Origin of the sequence: Cryobacterium shii, from assembly GCF_004402595.1 — a bacterium.
GTDB classification, from domain to species: domain Bacteria; phylum Actinomycetota; class Actinomycetes; order Actinomycetales; family Microbacteriaceae; genus Cryobacterium; species Cryobacterium shii.
In genome coordinates, this window is record NZ_SOFY01000077.1 from 78599 (window position 1) to 96024 (window position 17426).

Here is a 17426-nt window from a genome sequence, read left to right on the forward strand (position 1 = left end):
AAAGGACAATTTTTCGTGACTGACGTCAACCTTCGTACCCTCGGTACGGATTCCTCGCGCCTCTCCACCCTTCGCGTTGCCGAGCTTCAGGCTCTGGCGCTCGAACTGGGCATCCCGGGCGCTTCCAAACTCCGTAAGGGAGAGCTCGTGGACGCTATCACTGCGGAACAGGCTCGGAACACCCCCGCGGCTGAGTTCGCCCCGGACGCCCCAGTGATCTCCGGTCCCCCGGTTTCCTCCGACTCCGCCGGTGCCGCGGGCGATTTCGCCGCGCCGGCCGCCGACGCTGCCGTTGCCACGGCACCGCGCAAGCGGGTCTCCCGCCGCGCCACCACCGCGACCGCGGCACCAGCCGTGGCGCACGTCAACGCTGACGGTGACCTGGGCATCGGCATCATCGTCGCGGACTCCACCACCAAGCGCCGCACCACGGCCCCCACCACGTATGCCGGCCCCTCCGCCGACTCGGTGACGACCGAGCCGACCACCCCGGCCGCCGAAAAGCCCGTTCGCCAGGCCCGCAAGCGCGCCACCTCCGTCACGGTCAAGGCCGCCGCTGCCGCCGAGGCCGCCACGGAGACCGGCGCCGCCGAATCCGCCGCACCTGAGACCGCAGCAGTGGCGACCGGCACGGTGGAGACCGCGGCCTTCCAGCCTGAGGCCGCCGTCGAGGCAGCCCCGGAGACTGCGGCTGAAGCACCCGCCGAAGCCGAAACGGCGACCGGCTCCGGCCGTTCGCGTCGCAGCAGCTCGCGCGGCGGAGCCCGTAACGGGACCGCCCGCAACGCCATCGACGCCCGCAGCAGCATCGACGCCCGCAACACCGCCGATGAGCTCGCCGCCGAGGCTCCGAACGTCATCGAGCAAACCACGCCTGCCGAGCCGGCCGAGGTCGAAAAGGCCGAGGCGACCGAGCAGGTCGAAGAGACCGAGCAGGCCGAACAGCCCCGTCAGGGACGCAACCGCAACCGCAGCCGCGGCGGCGACCGCAACCAGGGCGCCGACCGCAGCCAGGGTGGCGCCGAGCGCGGCGAGGACACCGGACGCCAGCAGAACCAGCGTCAGGCCGGCAACCGCCAGCAGAACCAGGACAATCAGGCCGACCGCGGCCAGGAACGTCAGGCGCAGGGCCAGGACCGTCAGGGACAGGACCGTCAGGACCGACAGGGTCAGGGTCAGGGACAGGACCGTCAGGGTCAGGACCGTCAGGACCGTCAGGGCCAGGACCGTCAGGGTCAGGACCGTCAGGGCCAGGACCGTCAGGGCCAGGACCGTCAGGGTCAGGACCGCAACGTCGGCCAGGACCGCAACGGCCCGGACGACGACCTGAACAGCCGCAGCAACCGCAACCGTTTCCGTGACCGCAAGCGTCGCGGCGTGACCACGGGCGACGACTTCGAGCCGGAGCTGAACGACGACGATGTGCTGATCCCGGTCGCGGGCATCCTCGACGTGCTCGATAACTACGCCTTCGTGCGCACCTCCGGCTACCTGCCGGGGGCCAGCGACGTCTACGTGTCGCTCGGCCAGGTCAAGAAGTACAACCTGCGCAAGGGTGACGCCGTTGTCGGTGCCATCCGCCAGCCGCACGAGGGTGACCAGAGCGGCCGCCAGAAGTACAACGCGATCGTCAAGGTCGACTCCATCAACGGCCTGACCGTCGAGGAAGCCGCCAACCGGGTTGAGTTCCAGAAGCTCACCCCGCTCTACCCGCAGGAGCGCCTGCGGCTCGAGACCGAGCCGGGGAAGCTCACGCAGCGCATCATCGATCTCGTCGCCCCGATCGGAAAGGGCCAGCGCGGCCTGATCGTCGCACCGCCCAAGGCCGGCAAGACCATCGTCATGCAGCAGATCGCCAACGCCATCGCCACGAACAACCCCGAGGTCCACCTCATGGTCGTTCTCGTCGACGAGCGTCCCGAAGAGGTCACCGACATGCAGCGCACGGTGAAGGGTGAGGTCATCGCCTCCACCTTCGACCGCCCCGCGGAGGACCACACCACGGTCGCCGAGCTCGCCATCGAGCGCGCCAAGCGCCTGGTCGAACTGGGCCACGACGTCGTCGTGCTGCTCGACTCGATCACCCGCCTCGGCCGTGCGTACAACCTCACCGCGCCGCCCTCGGGCCGCATCCTCTCCGGCGGTGTCGACGCCTCCGCGCTGTACCCGCCCAAGCGCTTCTTCGGCGCCGCGCGCAACATCGAGAACGGTGGCTCGCTCACCATCCTCGCCTCCGCTCTGGTCGAGACCGGGTCCAAGATGGACGAGGTCATCTTCGAGGAGTTCAAGGGCACCGGCAACATGGAGCTCCGCCTGTCGCGCCAGCTGGCTGACAAGCGCATCTTCCCAGCGGTGGATGTCAACGCATCCGGCACCCGTCGTGAAGAAATGCTGATGAGCACGGATGAAGTCAAGATCACCTGGAAGCTGCGCCGCGCCCTCGCCGGGCTCGAGCAGCAGCAGGCGCTCGAGGTCATCCTCGGTCGCCTCAAGGAGACCACGTCCAACGTCGAGTTCCTGATGCAGGTTCAGAAGTCGATGCCGACCCTCGGCGGGTCAGACAAGGATCACTGATGTTCGAGTCTGTTCTGACTCTGCTGGCTGAGCACGACGAGCTGCAGTCTCAGCTGGCCGATCCGGAGCTGCACGCGAACCCAGCCCGCTCGAAGAAGGTCAACCGCCGCTACGCCGAGCTCAGCCGCATCATCGCGGCGTGGAACGAGTGGAAAGAGATCGGCGACAACCTCGAGGCAGCCCGCGAGCTCGCCGCCGAGGACGCCGACTTCGCCGCGGAGATCCCCGGGTTGACGGAACAGCTGGAAGCCGCAGCCGAAAAGCTGCGGCGTCTGCTGATCCCGCGCGACCCGCTCGATGCCCGTGACGTGATCATGGAGATCAAGATGGGGGAGGGCGGCGCGGAATCCGCACTGTTCGCCGCCGACCTGCTCCGGATGTACCTGCACTATGCGGAATCGAAGCGCTGGAAAACCGAGATCATCGAGCAGACCACGAGCGATCTCGGCGGGATCAAGGACATCCAGCTCGCCATCAAGGGCAACTCGAGCGACCCCGCAGAGGGCGTCTGGGCGCACCTGAAGTACGAGGGCGGCGTGCACCGAGTTCAGCGGGTGCCCGCCACGGAGTCCCAGGGACGCATCCACACCTCCGCCGCCGGCGTGCTCGTCTTCCCCGAGGTCGACGAGCCCGAAGAGGTCGAGATCAACGCGAACGACCTCAAGATCGACGTGTACCGGTCGAGCGGCCCCGGCGGCCAGTCGGTCAACACGACCGACTCCGCCGTGCGCATCACGCACCTTCCGACCGGCATCGTCGTGGCCATGCAGAACGAGAAGAGCCAGCTGCAGAACAAGGAAGCCGGCATGCGCGTTCTGCGTGCCCGCGTTCTCGCCCGGCAGCAGGAAGAGATCGACGCGGCAGCCAGCCTCGTGCGCAAGGGGCAGATCCGCACCATGGACCGGTCCGAGCGCATCCGCACGTACAACTTCCCCGAGAACCGCATCGCGGACCACCGCACGGGCTACAAGGCCTACAACCTGGACACCGTGATGAACGGCGCCCTGGAGGCCGTGATCGATTCCTGCATCACCGCCGACGAGGCCACTCGCCTGGCCGAGATCGGCGACCACGACTAGATCTCAGAATGATTCGCACGAGATCAGAGGCTTTCTGTGGCCCCGTCCCTCCTAGGCTGGAGGGGCAGGCCGGGGAGCTTTCGCATTCTGCCGGCCCAAACCGAGGGCGAGGATGCCGATGGAATCCCTGACGAGTCACACCGACTACGGCGCGGTGGGCCTGAACAAGTCCGGGGTCGACCCCGACCCGATGATCGAGTTCGCCGCGTGGCTGGCGGCCGCCGAGCAGGCGGGGCTCTACGAGCCGAACGCCATGGTGGTCGGCACCGTCGACCCGGACGGCCGGCCGAGCAGTCGCACGGTGCTGCTCAAGGGCCTCGACGGGAGCGGATTCGAATTCGTCAGCAACTACGGTTCCCACAAGGGCCGGGCGCTGGCCGCCAATCCGGGCGTCTCGCTGTTGTTCCCCTGGTTCGCGATGCAGCGCCAGGTGATCGTCTACGGCACGGCCCACCCCACGGATGCCGCCACTAGCGACGCCTACTTCGCGCGCCGACCGCGGGCCGCCCGCATTGCCGCTGTGGCCAGCGACCAGTCGCAGCCGATCGCGAGCCGTGCCCTGCTCGAGGAACAGGTGCGCCGGGTGGAAGCGCGCTACCCGGGCGACACGGACATTCCCCGGCCGGACGACTGGGGCGGCTACCGGGTGACGCCGCACGCGATCGAGTTCTGGCAGGGGCGAACGTCGCGGCTGCACGACCGCCTGCGCTTCACGGCCGCCGCCGCGGGCGGCTGGACCCTGGAGCGGCTGCAGCCCTAGCGGCAGCGTCAGTCGTCGGTGAGCGGCAGTCCCCTCGCGCTCTCGATCGTGTCGGGCCTGGCCGGCTGCACGGTCGCCGGAATTCCGAGGAGCACGGACTTCGCCGGGGCATCCCGCGTCACCACAGCGTTGGCGCCGACGGTGCTCCAGGCGCCGAGCGTGATCGGGCCGAGGATCTTGGCCCCGGCGCCGACCGTCACGCCGTCGTGCAGGGTCGGATGCCGCTTCTCGCCACGGGCCACCCCGTGACGGGATTTTCCACCGAGCGTGACGCCGTGGTAAAGCATGACGTCGTCGCCGATCTCCGACGTTTCACCGATCACCACTCCCATGCCGTGGTCGATGAACAGCCGTCGCCCGATCCGGGCGCCCGGGTGGATTTCGATCCCGGTCAGGAACCGGGTGAACTGGGACAGCAGCCGGGCCGGCAGCCACAGCCCGGCCGTCCAGAGCCGGTGCGCGACCCGATAGGACCAGACCGCGTGCAGGCCGCTGTACGCGAGGAACACCTCGATGTTGCTGCGGGCCGCGGGGTCGTGGGCGCGCGCCATCAGCACGTCTTCCCGGATGCTCGACAAGACTCCCATCGGCTGCTTCCGCCGCCCTCTTCTCGCCTAGTCCAGCAGGTCTTCGTAGAGAACGGTCGAGATATACCGCTCGCCGAAGCTCGGCAGGATTGCCACGATGGTCTTGCCAGAGTTCTCGGGCCGCTTGGCCTGCTCGAGGGCCGCCCAGACCGCGGACCCGCCGGAGATGCCGGAGAGGATGCCTTCGTCGGTCGCGAGGGCACGCGCCGTGGCCAGCGAGTCGGCCAGGGTGACGTCGGTCACCTCGTCGTACACGGTGGTGTCGAGGACCTTCGGCACGAAGTTGGCACCGATGCCCTGGATCTTGTGCGGCCCCGGCTTGCCGCCGGTGAGGATGGGGGAGTCGATCGGTTCGACCCCGACGACCCGAACGGAGGGTTTGCGCTCCTTGAGCAGCTGACCGGTGCCCGTGATGGTGCCGCCGGTGCCGATGCCCGCCACCAGGATGTCCACGGCGCCTTCGGTGTCGTCCCAAATCTCCACGCCCGTGGTCGCGCGGTGGATGGCCGGGTTGGCGGGGTTGTCGAACTGACGGGCGAGGATCGCCCCCGGCGTGCCGGCGGCGATCTCTTCCGCCTTCGTGACGGCGCCGCGCATGCCTTCTCCACCGGGCGTGAGCACGATTTCCGCGCCGTAGGCACGAAGCAGCACGCGGCGCTCCTTGCTCATGGTCTCCGGCATCGCCAGGATCACCCGGTAACCGCGGGCCGCCCCCACCATGGCCAGGGCGATGCCGGTGTTGCCGCTGGTACCCTCGACGATGGTGCCGCCCGGGGCCAGTTCGCCCGACGCCTCGGCGGCGTCGACGATCGCGATGCCGATCCGGTCCTTCACACTGCCCGAGGGGTTGTAGAACTCCAGCTTCACCAGCACGGTCGCGTCCAGGCCGGCGGTGAGCCGGTTCAGTCTGACCAGAGGGGTCCCGCCGACGGCAGCGGTGATATCGGAGTGAATCTTTGCGGGCATCGGTGAGCGCCTTTCGATCGGTTTTCAGGACCTCGCCCAGCCTAGGGCCACGGCATTGGGCGAGCGAGTGCATTACATTCCAAAGAGTGACAACTCCGCCAAGCGACCATTCCATTCCCGCCGCCGTCGACGAAATGCGCGACCTGGCCATCCGTTCACTCTCCGCGGCCGGGATTTCCGACGCCGAGGTGGACGCCGATCTACTGATCGGCCACGTCCTCTCCCAGAGCCGGGGGCAGGTGCAGGCCGCCGGCATCCTGCGCACCAGCCTCAGCGAGACGGATGCCGCGGCCATCCTGGAACTCGTTCACCGCCGCTCTCTGCGCGAGCCGTTGCAGCACATCACCGGCCGTGCCCCGTTCCGCTCCCTCGAACTGAACGTGGGACCCGGAGTGTTCGTGCCTCGGCCCGAGACCGAACAGGTGGCGCAATTCGCCATCGACGCCCTCCGTTCCCTGCCCGACCCGGAACCGATCGGCGTGGACCTGGGCACCGGCAGCGGCGCGATCGCGCTGGCCATGGCGGTCGAGGTGCCCCACGCCCGCGTCTGGGCGGTGGAGAACTCTCCGGATGCGTTCCCGTGGACCACCCGCAACTTCACCGAGGTCGGTGCCGACAACGCCACCCTCGTGTTCGGCGACCTGACCGACGCGCTGGCCGAACTCGACGGAACCGTCGCCGTGGTCATCTCGAACCCGCCGTACATCCCCGCGGACGCCATCCCGCGCGACCCGGAGGTGCGCCTCTTCGACCCGGCCCGCGCGCTGTTCGGCGGCCGGGACGGCCTCGACGTCGTGCGACACGTGTCCCGCACGGCCCTGCGCCTGCTGCGCCCGGGCGGGGTGCTGGTGATCGAGCACGGCGAGTTGCAGGGCGCCGAAATCCGGGCCCTCCTGGCCGCCGACGGCTGGCGTGCCCCCGCCACCCACCGCGACTACACCACCCGCGACCGCGCGACCACCGCCCTGCGACCCTGAGGTCGACGAGGCGGGCTGCCAGCCTCCCGGGAGGTGGCTGCACTAGAATCGGTCGAAATGACACGCATCTATGACTGCTCGGTTGACTCGGAATACGCAGCCGGCATGAGACTCGCACGATCGGCCATCGGCCGTGGTGCGCTCGTCGTCATCCCCACCGACACCGTCTACGGGCTCGCCGCCGACGCCTTCAGCCCGGAGGCCGTGCAACGGCTCCTCGACGCCAAAGGGCGGGACCGCACCTCGCCGCCGCCCGTGCTCATCCCCGGCATCCCCACCCTCGACGCCCTCGCGCAGGACGTCCCTCCGCCCGTACGTGAGCTCGTCGCCGCGTTCTGGCCCGGCGGCCTGACCGTCGTGCTCACCGCCCAGCCGTCTCTGGTCTGGGACCTGGGCGAGACTCGCGGCACGGTTGCACTGCGGATGCCGAGCAACCGGGTCGCCCTCGACCTCCTGGCCGAGACGGGACCCCTGGCCGTGTCATCCGCCAACATGAGCGGCCTTCCCGCCGCCATCGACGCGATCGGCGCCGAAGACATGCTCGGCATCAATGTCGCCGTCTATCTTGACGGGGGAGTCGCGGGCCTCGACTACGAGCCGATCGGCGACCGCGCCGGAGACACCTCGTCGACAATCGTGGATGCCACCGGCTACGGCTCCAACGGAGGCAAGGTGGTCATCGTGCGCAACGGCGTGATCTCGCGGGCGGCGATCGAAGCCGTGATCGGGGACGCCCTTGCCCCGGTCGGGTTCGCGCCCCCCGCCGCTGCTTCGGAGCCCGCCGCCGAGCCCGCCGCCGAAGCGTCCACGGCGCCCGCCGGCGACACCGCACCCGACCCGGCCGCAGACGCGGGCTAATCGATGACCGTCTTCGTTCTGCTGGCCCTCGTCTCGGCCTTGATCACCTTCGGGTTCTCGATCCTCGTGCTCAAACTGAGCCACCGCTACAAGCTGTACCCGAAGATCCGCGAACGCGATGTGCACACCCGGCCCACGCCCCGCCTCGGCGGCATCGCCATCTTCCTCGGCATCGTCGGCGCCTTCGGGGTGTCCTACCTGATCGCCGCCGCATTCGCCCCGCTCCGGCTCATTTTCAGCGACCCGCAGCAGATCCTCGCCATCCTCGGAGCCGCCCTGCTGATCGTCCTGCTCGGCGTGGCCGATGACCTCTGGGACCTCGACTGGATGACCAAGCTGGCCGGCCAGTTCATCGCGGCCGGGCTCGTCGCCTGGCAGGGCGTGCAGGTCCTGTCGCTGCCGATCGGCGGGCTGACCGTCGGGTCGTCCTGGATGTCCATCCTGATCACCGTGATCGTGATTGTGATCGTGATGAACATGATCAACTTCATCGACGGGCTCGACGGCCTGGTCGCGGGGGTCGCCCTGATCGCGAACGGCGTGTTCTTCGTCTACAGCTACCTGCTCGTGCGGGACACGTCTCCGAGCAACTACTTCAACCTGGCCTCCCTGATCGCCGCTATCCTGGTGGGGGCCTGCGTCGGGTTCCTGCCGCTCAACTGGCGTCCGGCGAAACTATTCATGGGCGACGCCGGCGCGCTGCTGGTGGGCCTGCTGATGGCCACCTCCGCGATCGCGATCACCGGTCAGGTCGACCCCACCGCAGTCAACCGGTCCCAGCTGTTCCCCGCCTTCATCCCGATCATCCTGCCGGTCGCGATCCTGATCATCCCGCTGCTCGACTTCGGCCTGGCCGTGTTCCGGCGGGTTCGGGCCGGGAAATCGCCCTTCAGTGCCGACCGCAAACACCTCCACCACCGGCTCCTCGACATGGGGCATTCCCACCTGCATGCCGTGCTCATCTTCTACGGCTGGACGGCGGCCGCATCCGTCGGCTGCCTGCTCTACTTCGTACTGCCCGTGTACTTCGGCCTGCCCACCTGGTACGCCACGATCTTCCTGATCTTCGCACTGCTGGTCTGCACCCTTGTCACGCTGGCTCCGCTCAGCCGGCGCAAGGCCGTGGAGGCCGCCAGTCAGCTTGCGAGCCCGGCCACCCAACCAGTCGAGACCGCCCGATTCGACCCTCTCGATGAGGCGGCGACGACGGCCGAGGAGAACGTATGAGCACCATGGCACCCCGTCCGGCCCAGCCCACTTCGATTCCAGTGTTCCGCCGCATCCTCGTCTACGGCAGCGTCCTCGCCGCCGGCATCGCCGTCGTCGGGGCCGTGGTCGGCGGTCTGGCCGCGGGGGCCGAGGGCGTCGTGAGCGCCCTGATCGGAACCCTGCTGTCGGTGGTCTTCATGGGGATCACGGCCGGCAGCATCCTGGTCGCCAATCGTTTCGCCGGCACCGCCGCGGCCATCGGCGCGTTCTTCGGAATCGTGATGGGAGGCTGGCTGGTCAAGTTCGTCGTCTTCCTGGTGCTGATGGTGCTGCTCAAAGACCAGCCCTGGATCCAGCCGGTCGTGCTGTTCCTCAGCATCATCGCCGGAGTCGTCGGTTCGCTCCTGGTCGATGTTTTCGTGCTGATGAAGAGCCGAATGACGTACGCCAGCGACATCACCCTGCCGACGGCGGCACACGACGACTGAGCGCGGGCTCTCGATTCGGTCTCCCGGCCTTTTCTTGCTAGGGTAATGACCGATTCGTCCCGTGTTGTTTCTGCCTTCTTGCAGAACAATCCGGCCACACATTCGTCATCGCGAGAGCAGAGCTTCTTGCCCCGAAACAGGAGAAAGCGCTGCTAGAAACCGCCGTAAACCTGATGATTCCGTTTGCCACCGATGAGGGTGGCTTCCACGGTCCGACGATTGGTGAATTCTTCCCCGAAGCGATCTTCTTCGCCGGGACGCCATTCGAAATAAATCGCATCATGCTCATCCGCTTCCTGGCAGTCGCCGCGCTGCTGCTAATTTTCTGGATCGGCACGCGCCGCATGAAGGTCATTCCGACCCGCATGCAGAGCGTCGTCGAGATGGGCCTGGACTTCGCCCGGGTCAACATCGCCGAAGACATCCTCGGCAAGAAGGACGGCAAGCGTTTCCTGCCGTTGATCACGACCATTTTCTTCATGGTCCTGTTCCTCAACATCACCGGCCCGATCCCGTTCCTCAACATCGCCGGAAGCTCCGTCATCGGAGTTCCGCTGGTGCTGGCGCTGGTGGCTTACAGCGCCTTCATCTACGCCGGCGTCAAGAAGAACCCGGCGAACTTCTTCCGGAACGCCCTGTTCCCACCCGGAGTTCCGCCGTTCCTCTACATCATCGTGACGCCGATCGAGTTCATCTCGACGTTCCTCATCCGCCCGGTCACTCTGACCCTTCGGCTGCTGATGAACATGATCGTCGGCCACCTGCTCCTGGTGCTGTTCTTCAGTGCGACGCAGTTCTTCTTCTTCACCGCCACCGGCGGGTTCAAGTTGTTCGGTGCGGGCACCCTGGTGTTCGGCTTCGCGTTCACACTCTTCGAAGTGCTGATCGCGCTGCTCCAGGCCTACATTTTTGCCCTGCTCACCGCTGTCTACATCCAGCTCGCGCTGGCTGAGGAGCACTAAACCTCGAATCCGGCATTCGCTGTATTCGTCACTACGGAAGGAACCATACGTTGGACGCAACAACCGTTCTCGCGGCAATCAACGGAAACATCGCGACTGTCGGTTACGGCCTCGCCGCAATCGGCCCGGCAATCGGCGTGGGCATTGTCGTCGGCAAGACCATCGAGGGTGTTGCTCGTCAGCCCGAACTGGCCGGCCAGCTCCAGGTCCTGATGTACATCGGCATCGCCTTCACCGAGGCGCTCGCCTTCATCGGTATCGCCACCTACTTCATCTTCGTTTAGTCCTCTTTTCTCTCTAGTCAGGAGGCACGATGTTTAACGCAGTGATTGCAGCTGCTGCTGAGAAGGCGGAAAATCCGCTTCTCCCCGCGGTCTACGACATAGTCTGGTCCTCGCTCATTTTCGTGGTCATTCTGTTCTTCTTCTGGAAGCTCGTGCTTCCGAGGATGCAGAAGCTTCTCGACGACCGCGCAGAGGCCATCGAGGGCAACATCGCGAAAGCGGACGATGCCCAGCGCAAGGCCGAAGCTGCTCTCGAGCAGTACACGGCCCAGCTTGCTGACGCTCGCGCCGAGGCCGGCCAGATTCGCGAGCACGCTCGCATCGACGGCCAGAAGATCATCAACGAGCACAAGGAACAGGCCCTGGCCGAAGCCGCTCGCGTGACCACCAGCGCCAAGGCTCAGATTGAAGCAGAACGTCAGGCGGCAGTCGTGTCCCTTCGTTCCGAAGTGGGCACCCTGGCCATCGACCTCGCATCCGGTGTCATCGGCGAAAGCCTGACCGACGACGCGAAGGCCACCGCCATCGTCGACCGTTTCCTGGCCGACCTTGAGGCCTCGGAGAAAGCAGCTAAGTAATGGGAAGCGCCACCAGAGAAGCTTTGGCCTCGTCGCGGGCGGCACTGGCTGCCCAGGGCAGCACGGCCGATCTGGCGACGGGCGAGAGCCTGTTGAACGCCGGTCGCGTGATCGGTGACTCCTCGCAGCTCCTGTCCGCTCTGGTCGACCCGGCAGCGGATGCCGCGGCGAAGGCGGCGCTCGTTCGCGCCGTGTTCGCCTCGGCCCTGACCCCCACGGCACTGGAGCTTCTCCAGTCCGTCGCTGCGACTCGCTGGTCGAGTCACAGCGACCTGCTGGCCGGGGTCGAGGACCTCGGGTTGCGTTCGATCGCATCCTCGACCGACGACGGGATCGTCGAGGCCGAGCTGTTCGCCTTCGGCAGCGCCGTCTCGTCCAACGCGGAGCTCGAACTCGCTCTGGCCAGCAAGTTGGGAAAGGCGAGCGCCAAAGTCGGCCTCGTCAACTCCCTGCTGGGCGGCAAGGTCACCGAACAGACGCTGTCGATCGTGCGGCACCTCGTGCAGCAGCCTCGCGGCCGCCGCATCGGCGAGTTGCTGCGCTACGCGGCATCCGTCGTCGCCGACCAGTCAGGGGCCTCGATCGCCACGATCACGTCCGCCGCAACGCTCGCGCCCGAACAGGTGGAGCGCCTCCGCACGAGCCTCACCGCTCGTTACGGTCGTCGGCTCACGCTCAACCAGGTCGTCAACCCGGCTCTGGTCGGGGGAGTCCATGTTCAAATCGGTGACGACGTCATCGATGGCAGCATCGCCACCCGCCTGAAAGACCTCCGAAGCAAGCTCGCTGGCTGAGCGTTCAGCCAGTAACACACACACCTCGGGACGGCAGCGTCCCGTGCACGACAGAACCTGTACATCCGGTACAGAAAAGGGAAGATGATGGCAGAACTAACGATCAGCCCCGATGAGATCCGCGACGCTCTCCAGGACTTCGTCAAGTCCTACGAGCCGAACAAGACCGCAACGACCGAGGTTGGCTACGTCACCACGGCCGGCGACGGGATCGCACACGTCGAAGGCCTTCCCAGCGTGATGGCGAACGAGCTCATCAAATTCGCTGACGGCACCCTGGGCCTGGCCCAGAACCTCGACGAAGACGAGATTGGCGTCGTCGTGCTCGGCGAGTTCACCGGCATCGTCGAGGGCATGGAGGTGCACCGCACTGGTGAGGTTCTCTCCGTACCCGTCGGCGACGGCTACCTCGGCCGTGTCGTCGATCCGCTCGGTGCTCCCATCGACGGCCTCGGCGAGATCAAGACCGAGGGCCGTCGTGCCCTCGAACTCCAGGCTCCCGGCGTCATGCACCGCAAGTCGGTTCACGAGCCGATGCAGACCGGCATCAAGGCGATCGACGCCATGATCCCGATCGGGCGCGGACAGCGTCAGCTGATCATCGGTGACCGCCAGACCGGCAAAACGGCCATCGCGATCGACACGATCATCAACCAGAAGGCCAACTGGGCTTCGGGCGACGTCAACAAGCAAGTTCGTTGCATCTACGTCGCCATCGGCCAGAAGGGTTCCACGATCGCCGCCGTCAAGGGCGCGCTCGAGGACGCCGGCGTGATGGAGTACACGACCATCGTCGCGTCCCCGGCCTCCGACCCCGCCGGCTTCAAGTACCTCGCCCCGTACACCGGTTCGGCCATCGGCCAGCACTGGATGTACGCCGGCAAGCACGTCCTCATCATCTTCGACGACCTGTCCAAGCAGGCCGAGGCCTACCGTGCGGTCTCGCTGCTGCTGCGTCGCCCGCCGGGGCGCGAGGCATACCCGGGCGACGTGTTCTACCTGCACTCCCGTCTGCTCGAGCGTTGCGCGAAGCTCTCCGACGAACTCGGCGCCGGATCGATGACCGGTCTTCCGATCATCGAGACCAAGGCCAACGACGTCTCCGCGTACATCCCGACCAACGTGATCTCGATCACCGACGGCCAGATCTTCCTGCAGTCCGACCTGTTCAACGCCAACCAGCGTCCCGCAGTCGACGTGGGCATCTCGGTCTCGCGAGTCGGCGGTGACGCTCAGGTCAAGTCGATCAAGAAGGTCTCCGGAACTCTCAAGCTCGAACTGGCCCAGTACCGCTCGCTCGAGGCCTTCGCGATGTTCGCGTCCGACCTCGACGCGACCAGCCGTCGCCAGCTGGCCCGTGGCGCCCGTCTGACCGAACTGCTCAAGCAGCCCCAGTACTCGCCGTACCCGGTCGAAGATCAGGTCGTCTCGATCTGGGCCGGCACGAACGGCAAGTTCGACGAGGTTCCGGTCGAGGACGTTCTGCGTTTCGAGCGCGGGCTGCTCGACCACCTGGGTCGCACCACCGAGGTCCTCAAGACGCTGCGCGAGACGAACATCCTCGATGACGCCACCGTCGCGACGCTCGAACTCGAGGTCGACAAGTTCAAGCAGGGCTTCCAGACCGGCGAGGGCAAGCCACTCGCCTCGGTCGGCAAGGAAGAATTCACGGCCATCGCCGTCGAAGACGTGAATCAGGAAAAGATCGTCAAGCACCGACGCTAAGCGCCCCGGTCGCGTTCCCCACCGGGTCTGAACGAACAAAACTCGTTCGGACCAGGGGGAGCGCGGCCAGGCTCGCACGGCCACCGCACCACCCCACCCACTGACAAGGAAGCACAGGAGACACATGGGAGCGCAACTTCGGGTCTACCGGCAGAAGATCAAGTCTGCCCAGACGACTAAGAAGATCACTCGGGCCATGGAGTTGATCTCTGCCTCGCGCATTCAGAAGGCCAAGGCCCGCGTCGCGGCGTCGACACCGTTCGCCCGCGCGATCACGCAGGCGGTCTCCGCCGTCGCGACGTACTCGAATGTCGCTCACGTGCTCACGACCGAGCCGGAGAAGATCGAACGCGCAGCGGTCGTCATCTTCGCGTCCGACCGTGGCCTCGCCGGGGCGTTCAGCTCCCAGGTGCTGCGTGAAGCCGAGTCGCTGAGCGAACTGCTCCGTGGCCAGGGCAAGGACATCGTCTACTTCCTCGTCGGACGCAAGGCGGTCGCGTACTTCAGCTTCCGTCGTCGCCCGTCGGAACAGGTCTGGACAGGTTCGACCGACCAGCCCGACTACGAGACGGCGCGCGAGATCAGCGACGCGCTCCTCGAGGCCTTCCTCCGGGAAGCGGACGACGGCGGCGTGGACGAGATCCACGTGGTGTTCAACCGTTTCGTGAGCATGGTCACCCAGGTTCCCCAGGTTGTTCGGCTCCTTCCGCTCGAGGTCGTCGAGGGCGTCGAGGAACCCGGTGAAAACCAGGTTCTCCCGCTCTACGAGTTCGAGCCGGACGTTGAAACGGTGCTGGACTCGCTCCTGCCCGTCTACATCGAGAGCCGCATCTTCAACTCCATGCTGCAGTCCGCTGCAGCCGAGCACGCCGCGCGTCAGAAGGCCATGCAGTCGGCCTCCGACAACGCGGACAAGTTGATCAAGGACTTCACCCGGCTGTCCAACAACGCCCGGCAGACCGAGATCACCTCGCAGATTTCCGAGATCGTGGGTGGAGCCGACGCGCTCTCATCCGCCAAGAACTAAAACCAGAGAAGAGAGAGCAATGACTGACACCATATCCGCGCCAGTCCACGCACCGGTGGATTCCGTCGCCGTTGGCCGGATCGCCCGCGTCACGGGCCCGGTCGTCGACATCGAGTTCCCGCACGACTCGATCCCGGGCATGTACAACGCACTGAAGACGACCATCGTCATCGATGATGTGACCACCGTCATCACGCTCGAGGTCGCCCAGCACCTCGGCGACGACCTCATCCGCGCGATCGCGCTCAACCCGACCGATGGTCTGGTCCGTGGCCAGGAGGTCCGGGACACCGGTTCCCCCATCACTGTCCCGGTCGGCGACGTCACCAAGGGCCGCGTCTTCAACGCCATTGGCGAGGTGCTCAATGCGGAGCCCGGCGAAAAGATCGAAATCACCGAGCGCTGGCCCATCCACCGCAAGCCGCCGCCCTTCGACCAGCTGGAGTCCAAGACCCAGCTGTTCGAGACCGGCATCAAGGTCATCGACCTTCTCACGCCGTACGTTCTCGGTGGCAAGATCGGACTCTTCGGTGGAGCCGGCGTCGGCAAGACCGTCCTGATCCAGGAAATGATCCAGCGCGTCGCGCAGGACCACGGTGGAGTGTCCGTGTTCGCCGGTGTCGGGGAGCGCACCCGTGAGGGCAACGACCTGATCCACGAGATGGAAGAGGCTGGCGTCTTCGACAAGACCGCCCTCGTATTCGGCCAGATGGACGAGCCGCCGGGAACGCGTCTGCGCGTCGCCCTGTCGGCCCTGACCATGGCGGAGTACTTCCGTGACGTGGCCAAGCAGGACGTGTTGCTCTTCATTGACAACATCTTCCGCTTCACCCAGGCCGGTTCCGAGGTGTCGACCCTTCTGGGCCGCATGCCGAGCGCCGTAGGTTACCAGCCGACCCTGGCAGACGAGATGGGCATCCTCCAGGAGCGCATCACGTCGACCCGTGGCCACTCGATCACGTCGCTGCAGGCCATCTACGTTCCTGCCGACGACTACACCGACCCGGCGCCGGCGACGACCTTCGCCCACCTCGACGCCACCACCGAGCTGTCGCGCGAAATCGCGTCGAAGGGGCTCTACCCGGCCGTCGACCCGCTCACCTCGACCAGCCGCATCCTCGACCCCCGCTACCTGGGCGCCGACCACTACACCACGGCCGTGCGCGTCAAGGCGATCCTGCAGAAGAACAAGGAACTCCAGGAGATCATCGCGATCCTGGGTGTTGACGAACTCTCCGAGGAAGACAAGGTCACCGTCTCCCGCGCGCGCCGCATCCAGCAGTTCCTGTCGCAGAACACCTACATGGCCAAGAAGTTCACGGGTGTCGAGGGCTCCACGGTGCCGCTCAAGGACACCATCGAGTCCTTCACCGCCATCGCCAACGGCGACTTCGACCACGTGGCCGAACAGGCCTTCTTCAACGTCGGTGGCATCGCCGACGTCGAAGAGAAGTGGGCGAAGATCCAGAAAGAGAACGACTAGTCATGGCCGGGACCCCGCTCACGGTCAGTGTCGTCGCGGCCGACCACGAGGTCTGGTCCGGCGAGGCCAGCATGGTGGTCGCCCGCACCGTGGAGGGCCAGATCGGTATCCTTCCCGGGCACGAGCCCATGCTGGCGATCCTTGCCAGTGGCGAGGTTCGGGTGACCCTGAGCGGCGGTGAGAAAGTCGTCGCCGAGGCGGCGGACGGCTTCCTGTCGGTCGCCAACAACGTGGTCACGATCGTCGCACGCAAGGCAGAGCTCGTTTAGTTCGCTTGCTGATCCTGCTGCCGCCGTCCGAGACAAAACGTCTCGGTGGCATCGAAGTACCGCTTGACCTGCAGTCCCTCCAGTACCCGTCGCTTGCATCCAAGCGGCGGGTACTTGTGCGTTCGCTCCGCTCGCTCGCCCGGCATCCGGATGAGATGATGGCGGCCTTGAAGCTGGGCCGCACCCAGTCCGCCGAGGTCGGACGGAATCTGGCGCTGTCATCGTCACCGACCATGCCGGTGCTGGACCGCTACACCGGGGTGCTTTACGACGCCCTCGACGCCGGCACCCTGTCGCCGGCCGACCGCGACTGGGCCCGGCACCACGTGCTGGTGCACTCCGCACTGTTCGGGCCGGTCGGCGCGCTGGACCTCATTCCGGCCTACCGCCTCTCGTGCAGCTCGAAGCTGCCCGAGATCGCCCTGAAGAAGCACTGGGCGGAGTCAATCGCGCGTGTGCTGGCCGAGTCTGAGGGGCTCCTGCTCGACTTCCGCTCCGCGGGCTATGTCGCGCTCGGGCCCGCGCCGGTGCGTCCCGGCTCCGTCTATCTCCGCGTCCTCGCCGAGACTGCGGACGGCCGCACGCGCGCCCTGAACCACTTCAACAAGCAGGCGAAGGGCCGCTTCACCCGGGCCCTCGTGCAGCACGGCGAGTCCTTCACGACGCTCGACGCGTTGCTCGGGTGGGCGGCCGGGGCGGGCTTTGTTCTGCGCCCCGGATCGGTCGGGGAACTCGACCTGGTCGTCGACCAGTCGATTGCCGCCGCCACGGTCTGAAAGCGGCCCCACCGACGGGCATTCCGGCCC

Annotated in this window: 18 protein-coding genes; 16 read left to right on the forward strand and 2 right to left on the reverse strand. The window is 66.6% G+C overall.

Annotated elements, in window-relative coordinates; translation table 11 throughout:
• Window positions 1-15 precede the first annotated feature (15 nt).
• The 3 genes from rho (at window position 16) to pdxH (ending at window position 4413) form a co-directional block, all read left to right on the forward strand.
• Window positions 16-2574, forward strand: a complete 2559-nt coding sequence (gene rho, locus E3O49_RS14350; RefSeq protein WP_134367647.1) for a transcription termination factor Rho — start codon at window positions 16-18, stop codon at window positions 2572-2574.
• Window positions 2574-3653 carry a peptide chain release factor 1 gene (prfA, locus tag E3O49_RS14355; protein ID WP_134367649.1) on the forward strand — a complete coding sequence of 360 codons (1080 nt, stop codon included), beginning with the start codon at window positions 2574-2576 and terminating at the stop codon, window positions 3651-3653. Before rho ends, prfA begins: the two co-directional genes overlap by 1 nt.
• Before the next feature lie 118 nt (window positions 3654-3771).
• Window positions 3772-4413, forward strand: coding sequence for a pyridoxamine 5'-phosphate oxidase (gene pdxH, locus E3O49_RS14360; RefSeq protein ID WP_134367651.1), 642 nt, complete (start codon window positions 3772-3774; stop codon window positions 4411-4413).
• An 8-nt stretch (window positions 4414-4421) separates the two neighbouring features.
• Here pdxH and epsC read toward each other — a convergent pair whose 3' ends face one another.
• Window positions 4422-5000 carry a serine O-acetyltransferase EpsC gene (gene epsC, locus E3O49_RS14365; RefSeq protein ID WP_134367653.1) on the reverse strand — a complete coding sequence of 193 codons (579 nt, stop codon included), beginning with the start codon at window positions 4998-5000 and terminating at the stop codon, window positions 4422-4424.
• 27 nt (window positions 5001-5027) lie between these two features.
• Window positions 5028-5966, reverse strand: a complete 939-nt coding sequence (gene cysK, locus E3O49_RS14370; RefSeq protein ID WP_134367655.1) for a cysteine synthase A — start codon at window positions 5964-5966, stop codon at window positions 5028-5030.
• Window positions 5967-6100: 134 nt separating this feature from the next.
• Between cysK and prmC the strand changes: the two genes are divergently transcribed.
• The 13 genes from prmC (at window position 6101) to E3O49_RS14435 (ending at window position 17396) form a co-directional block, all read left to right on the forward strand.
• Entirely contained in the window at window positions 6101-6943 is an 843-nt protein-coding gene (gene prmC, locus E3O49_RS14375; protein WP_134367761.1) for a peptide chain release factor N(5)-glutamine methyltransferase, read from the forward strand.
• A gap of 57 nt (window positions 6944-7000) precedes the next feature.
• Window positions 7001-7801, forward strand: a complete 801-nt coding sequence (locus E3O49_RS14380; RefSeq protein WP_134367657.1) for an L-threonylcarbamoyladenylate synthase — start codon at window positions 7001-7003, stop codon at window positions 7799-7801.
• 3 nt (window positions 7802-7804) lie between these two features.
• Complete coding sequence (locus E3O49_RS14385) at window positions 7805-9028, forward strand: MraY family glycosyltransferase (protein ID WP_134367659.1); 1224 nt, start codon at window positions 7805-7807, stop codon at window positions 9026-9028.
• Window positions 9025-9498 (forward strand): Cg1360 family ATP-synthase-associated protein, encoded by a 474-nt coding sequence (locus E3O49_RS14390; protein WP_134367661.1) that lies wholly within the window; start codon window positions 9025-9027, stop codon window positions 9496-9498. The genes E3O49_RS14385 and E3O49_RS14390 overlap by 4 nt, the downstream gene beginning before the upstream one ends.
• 173 nt (window positions 9499-9671) lie before the next feature.
• Window positions 9672-10460 (forward strand): F0F1 ATP synthase subunit A, encoded by a 789-nt coding sequence (atpB, locus tag E3O49_RS14395; protein ID WP_134367663.1) that lies wholly within the window; start codon window positions 9672-9674, stop codon window positions 10458-10460.
• 50 nt (window positions 10461-10510) lie between these two features.
• Window positions 10511-10744 (forward strand): ATP synthase F0 subunit C, encoded by a 234-nt coding sequence (atpE, locus tag E3O49_RS14400; protein ID WP_134367665.1) that lies wholly within the window; start codon window positions 10511-10513, stop codon window positions 10742-10744.
• Window positions 10745-10773: 29 nt separating this feature from the next.
• The gene (locus E3O49_RS14405) at window positions 10774-11322 is read left to right on the forward strand and encodes a F0F1 ATP synthase subunit B (protein ID WP_134367667.1); all 549 of its coding nucleotides are present in this window, start codon (window positions 10774-10776) and stop codon (window positions 11320-11322) included.
• On the forward strand, window positions 11322-12116 hold the full coding sequence (locus E3O49_RS14410) for a F0F1 ATP synthase subunit delta (RefSeq protein ID WP_134367669.1): 795 nt from the start codon (window positions 11322-11324) through the stop codon (window positions 12114-12116). Before E3O49_RS14405 ends, E3O49_RS14410 begins: the two co-directional genes overlap by 1 nt.
• A gap of 87 nt (window positions 12117-12203) precedes the next feature.
• Complete coding sequence (gene atpA / locus E3O49_RS14415; RefSeq protein WP_134367763.1) at window positions 12204-13841, forward strand: F0F1 ATP synthase subunit alpha; 1638 nt, start codon at window positions 12204-12206, stop codon at window positions 13839-13841.
• A 124-nt stretch (window positions 13842-13965) separates the two neighbouring features.
• Complete coding sequence (locus tag E3O49_RS14420; RefSeq protein ID WP_134367671.1) at window positions 13966-14868, forward strand: F0F1 ATP synthase subunit gamma; 903 nt, start codon at window positions 13966-13968, stop codon at window positions 14866-14868.
• Window positions 14869-14887: 19 nt separating this feature from the next.
• The gene (atpD, locus tag E3O49_RS14425) at window positions 14888-16351 is read left to right on the forward strand and encodes a F0F1 ATP synthase subunit beta (RefSeq protein ID WP_134367673.1); all 1464 of its coding nucleotides are present in this window, start codon (window positions 14888-14890) and stop codon (window positions 16349-16351) included.
• Between the two features lie 2 nt (window positions 16352-16353).
• On the forward strand, window positions 16354-16620 hold the full coding sequence (locus E3O49_RS14430) for a F0F1 ATP synthase subunit epsilon (RefSeq protein WP_134367675.1): 267 nt from the start codon (window positions 16354-16356) through the stop codon (window positions 16618-16620).
• Between the two features lie 5 nt (window positions 16621-16625).
• Window positions 16626-17396, forward strand: a complete 771-nt coding sequence (locus E3O49_RS14435) for a YaaA family protein (protein ID WP_134367677.1) — start codon at window positions 16626-16628, stop codon at window positions 17394-17396.
• Window positions 17397-17426 lie beyond the last annotated feature (30 nt).